Below are 5,213 nucleotides of genomic sequence, written 5' to 3'. Positions count from 1 at the left end.
GGCCCAAATAACCCACGCGAACGGCGCGAAACACGCGAAAAGCGCAACCAGACCTGACAACAACACCCGGCTGGGCGGCATCGTCCAACGGCCCAAACCCCCAAAGGAAAACCAACATGACCATCACTTCCGACCTGGAGCAAAACCTCCAAAACCGTCCCTTCGTGGAGCCGCTGACGCGCCAACAGACGCCCGAGCACACCGAAGACGGCACCTTCCTGCGCCAACGCAACTGGTTCAGCCAGCGGTTCGGCCCCGAACCGGGACAGGCGCCCGTCGAGCCGGGCCGCTACTTCATCCTGGGCTCGCTCGGCTGCGGGTGGGCGCGGCGCCAGCACATCATCCTCAGACTGCTGGGGCTGGAGGAGGCGGTGCCGTTCTACCACCTGACCGGCAAGGATGAGAACGGCTGGGTGATCGCCCAGGCCGGCAACGACATCCGCGAGCGGTTCGGCACAGATCACCTGAACGACTTCTACCGGCGCACCGATCCGGGCTTCCAGGGGCGCGGGACCTCGCCCACCGTGATCGACGGGCAGACCGGCAAGGTGGTGTCCAACGACTACCACGTGCTCCCCCACGACTGGGAGGTCGCATGGGCGGCCCACCACAAGCCCGGCGCGCCGGACCTGTACCCGGAGGACTTGCGGGGCGCGATCGACCTGCTCAACCAGCAGATCTTCGACGACGTCAACAACGGCACCTACAAGGTCATCTTCGCCCGCAACCCGGACGCGGCCAAGGCCGCCTTCGACGTGTTCTACGCCCGGCTGGGCGATTTGAACTTCCGGCTGGCCTCGCGGCGCTACCTGTTCGGGCCGCGCCTGACGGATTCGGACGTGCGCCTGTTCCAGACCCTGTCGAGCTTCGAGCGCTCCTACCGCCCGGCGTTGGCCGTTCAGTTCGGCGAGGACGCCACCAGGCAGATTTGGGATTTCCCGCACCTGTGGGATTACGCCCGCGACCTGTTCCAGCAGGGTTTCACGGACGATGCCGAGCGGTACTTCCTCGGTTGGGGCACCGGCCCCAGCGGGGAGTACTTGCCCAGCGGCGGCTTCTCCGCCCCCGGCTACAAGCTCCGGCCCCCGGCGGAGGTGGCGGCCCACTGGTCCGAGCCGGTCGACCGGACGGGACTCGTCGGCTCTCCGCTCTACTCCGGCCCCGGCGCGGGCGGCACCGCCGACCATTGGCGATTCGTCTGACGCTTCAGTTCTGGCCCCAGAAACACGGCCCCCGCCGGGCGGCCGCCAAGAAAGGACACACCATGAAATCCCCCAAGAAATACCTGACCACGTCGGTGGCGTTGCTGGCCGGAGCGGCTTTGCTGACGGCTTGCGGCGACGGATCGGACAGCGGCTCCGGGACCGGCGGCGACGGCGACTCGTCGCCGGACGTCAAGGTGCAAAAAGTCCTGATAGGGACCGGCGCGGGCCCCAAGCCGTATCTTTGGCAGGACGAGAACAACCAGTTGACCGGCTACGACTATGAGGTGGTTCAGGCAATTGACGAGTATCTGCCCGAATACACCTTCGAGTACGAGGTGACGGAGTTCCCCTCCATCTTCTCCGGGATCGATTCGGGCCGTTACCAAATGGGCGACAACAACATCACGAAGAAGCCGGAGCGGGAGGAGAAGTACCTGTTCGGCAAGGAGCCCTACGTGTACAACTGGACGGTCATAGTGGTGCCGAAGGGCAACCCGAAGAACATCAAGACCTTGGAGGACTTGGGCGGCAAGAAGACCTACACCACGGACACCGGCGGCTTTGCCCAGTTGTTCTTCGAGTCCTTCAACGAGAAGAACCCCGACAACCCGATCGAGACGGTTTACACCGCCGCAGAAGAGGTCAAGCAGCTGGTGGACCTCAGCGAAGAGGTGATCGACTTCACCTTCCTGGAAATTCCGATGTACGACAACTACATTGCCGAATACTCCGATCTGGACGGCAAGTTGGAGTACGTCCAACTGAGCCAGGAGCAGACCCAGGAGATCCAGGATCCGTTCGGCTGGTTCATCTTCCAGAAGAACGAGGAGGGCCAGAAGCTGGCGGACCGGGTCGACGAGGCGATCCTGGAACTGGCGAAGAGCGGCAAATTGGTCGAATTGTCGGAGAAGTATTTCGGCTTCGACATGACGGGCCGCTGAGGACGACCAGGCCGTGAGCGGCCGGCGGCGGGCGGCGGCGGGTTGACACCCGGTTGCTGACGGCCGGTTGCTGACAGGAGAAACCGATCATGCTTTTCGACTTCTGGATGGTCTTCGCGAAGATCCCGGAGATCCTGAGGTACTTGCCGATCTCGCTGCTCATCGCGTTGGTTGCAACGCTGGTCAGCCTCCTGATCGGGTTCTTGGTGGCTTGGGTGAAGATCAAGCGGACCAAGGTGCTCAAGCCGTTGGCGGACTTCTACGTGTCCTTCACCCGCGGCACGCCCATCATTGTCCAGCTTTACACCACCTACTACGGCATCCCGTTCTTCTTGACTTACCTGGACGACAAGCTCGGCTGGGATTTCAACGTGAACGGCATTCCGCCCATCATGTTCGCGCTGGTCGCCTTGGCTTTGAACGACGCAGCCTACTCGTCCGAGTCGATCCGCGCCGCCATCTTGTCAGTGGACAGGGGGCAGATCGAGGCCGCCCACTCGATCGGCATGACCTCCGGGCAGACGCTTTGGCGGATCATCATTCCGGAGGCGGCCGTGGTGGCTCTGCCCACCTTGGGCAACGGGTTCATCAACATGATCAAGAACACCTCGCTGGTGTTCGTCTGCGGCGTCATCGAGATGACCGCCGCCGCCCGGCTGATCGCGGGCCGCGACTACCGCTACTTCGAGATGTACGTCTCGCTGGCCATCATCTATTGGATCATCACGTTGATAGCGTCCCGACTGCTGCTCCTCGCGGAACGCAAACTGGCCCGCGACCAGCGCGGCGTCCAACCGGTCGAGGGCGCGGGCCAACGCAAACCGCTGCGCAACAACGGCGCCAAGCCCGCCCGAGTGCGCGCCCGCCGCGAAGCGGCCGTCCCCGAACCGGCGGGAGTGGGCGCCCGTTCGACCTCCCCGCCGGTTTCAGGCTCCGGCCCGGCTTCGCCCAGCCGGGCTTCGGGCGACGGCTCGCCTTCGGCCTCCGGGCCGGCCTCGGACGCCGTCCAGGCTGCCGCTGCCAATACTCCCAATCGAGCCCGCAGAACCAAGAAAGCAAGGCGGTGAGCCCCATGTTGAAACTGACCGGCCTACACAAGAGCTTCGGCCACATTGAAGTCCTGAAGGGTGTGGACCTTGAGGTCCCGGAGGGCTCGGTGGTCGCGATCATCGGGGTTTCCGGTTCCGGCAAGTCGACCATTCTGCGCTGCGTGGATTTCCTGGAAACGCCGGACGCGGGCGCCATCACGCTGGACGGCCGTTCCTTTGACGCCGCCCAGGCGACCAAGGACGACATCCAGTACATGCGCCGCCATACCGCGATGGTCTTCCAGTTGTTCCACCTGTTCAAGTTCAAGACGGCGCTGGAGAACGTCACCGAGGGGTTGACCACGGTCCGCAAAGTGCCGAAGGCGCAGGCGCGCGCCCAGGCCTTGGAGCTGCTGGACCGCGTGGGTTTGAGCGACCGGGTGGACCATTTCCCAAACCAGTTGAGCGGCGGCCAGCAGCAAAGGGTGGCGATCGCGCGCTCCTTGGCTCTGAATCCCAAGGTCATGCTGCTGGACGAACCGACGTCCGCACTCGACCCGGAGATGATCGCGGAGGTCTTGGAGGTCATCCGGGAGGTGGCGCGGGAGGGCCGCACCATGGTGATCGTCTCGCATGAGATGAACTTTGTGTATGAGATAGCCGACCAGGTCGTCTTGCTGCACGAGGGCGAAATCATTGAGCAGGGCACCCCGCAGGAAGTCTTCGGCGCCCCCAAGACGGAACGCGGCCGCCAGTTCATCTCCCGCGTCTCCCTGACCGCCGACCGCACGGTCTACGACTTCGACAAGCTGTTGTCCCATGCTGCGACCGTTTCCGGCCCGACCGCCCTTTCCAGTCCCGGCTCCGGCCGGATCGCGGGTGTGGACCCGGCCGACCAACCGGCCGGCGTGGGCGCCGCGTCCATCCCGGCCGCCCTTTCCATTCCCGGCTCCGGCCGGATCGCGGGCGCGGGCCCGGCCGACCAACCAGCCGGCGTGGGCGCCGCGTCCGCGAGGAGACTCTGAATGGCCGCGCCGACCGGCTGGACGCCGGATCCGGCCGCCAGCCCGAGCGAGGCGAGCCCGGTGGACTTCGAAGAGTTCGGTGACTCCGGCGGATGGGCGAAGCGCCCCGGTCCGGGAAACGACGACGGCGCGTTTCGGCGCGCCGCCTATCCCTTCCAGGGCCGCATAGCGGCCGGGGGCGAATTCGAGCCCGCCCCCGGCCGCTATGTGCTGTACGCGTCCTACGCCTGCCCGTGGGCACACCGGCAGCTCATCGTGAGGGAGTTGAAGGGACTCGGGGACGTGATCGGGCTCGGCGTGGTGGACCCGGTGCGGGACGGGCGCGGCTGGGCTTTCCGTCCGGGGCCGGACCTGACGCTCGACCCGTACAACGGGTTCACTTTGCTGCGCGAGGCGTATGACGCGACCGAGCCGGGATACCCCGGCCACATTTCAGTGCCGGTGCTGTGGGATTTGAAAAGCCGGCGGATCGTGTCGAACAACTTCCCGGACATTTCTCTTGACCTGGGCTCGCGCTTCAACGCCTGGGCGCAGAATCCGGGGCTCGACCTGTATCCGGAGCGGCTGCGGGAGGAGATCGACTCGATCAACGAACGGGTCTACCGAACCGTCAACAACGGTGTGTACAGGTGCGGGTTCGCGCGGCGGCAGTCCGCCTACGACTTGGCGGTGGCGGAATTGTTCGAGTCGCTGGACTGGCTGGAGCGGCTTCTGGGCTCGCGGACCCACCTGCTGGGAGAAGCGCTGACCGAGGCGGACATCCGCCTGTACCCAACCTTGGCCCGGTTCGACGCGGTCTACGCCACCCACTTCAAGGCCAACATCCGGCGCCTGGTGGACTACCCAAACCTATGGGACTACGCCCGCTTCCTATACCAGCAGCCCGCGTTCGGATCGACCACCAAGTTCGACCACATCAAACGCCACTACTTCCTGACCCACCCGCACATCAACCCGACCCGGATCATCCCGGCCGGCTACCAAACGGACTGGCTGGAGCCCACCCGCCGGTAG

Annotated in this window: 4 protein-coding genes and 1 pseudogene; all 5 read left to right on the top strand. The window is 65.1% G+C overall.

Features of this window, described 5'->3' with window-relative positions; all coding sequences use genetic code 11:
- Positions 1-116: 116 nt before the first annotated feature.
- The 5 genes and pseudogenes from LBC97_00235 (at position 117) to LBC97_00215 (ending at position 5,213) form a co-directional block, all read left to right on the top strand.
- Positions 117-1,202, top strand: coding sequence for a hypothetical protein (locus LBC97_00235; GenBank protein MDR2564489.1), 1,086 nt, complete (start codon positions 117-119; stop codon positions 1,200-1,202).
- A gap of 62 nt (positions 1,203-1,264) precedes the next feature.
- Positions 1,265-2,146, top strand: a complete 882-nt coding sequence (locus tag LBC97_00230) for a transporter substrate-binding domain-containing protein (GenBank protein ID MDR2564488.1) — start codon at positions 1,265-1,267, stop codon at positions 2,144-2,146.
- 89 nt (positions 2,147-2,235) lie between these two features.
- The gene (locus LBC97_00225) at positions 2,236-3,213 is read left to right on the top strand and encodes an amino acid ABC transporter permease (GenBank protein ID MDR2564487.1); all 978 of its coding nucleotides are present in this window, start codon (positions 2,236-2,238) and stop codon (positions 3,211-3,213) included.
- A 5-nt stretch (positions 3,214-3,218) separates the two neighbouring features.
- Positions 3,219-3,944: pseudogene (locus LBC97_00220) on the top strand (amino acid ABC transporter ATP-binding protein).
- A gap of 255 nt (positions 3,945-4,199) precedes the next feature.
- The gene (locus LBC97_00215; GenBank protein ID MDR2564486.1) at positions 4,200-5,213 is read left to right on the top strand and encodes a glutathione S-transferase C-terminal domain-containing protein; all 1,014 of its coding nucleotides are present in this window, start codon (positions 4,200-4,202) and stop codon (positions 5,211-5,213) included.

The organism is Bifidobacteriaceae bacterium, from assembly GCA_031281585.1.
Classification (GTDB): Bacteria; Actinomycetota; Actinomycetes; order Actinomycetales; family WQXJ01; genus JAIRTF01.
Note: the sequence above shows the minus strand (reverse complement) of the source record. Positions and strands in the feature narration are given on the sequence as shown.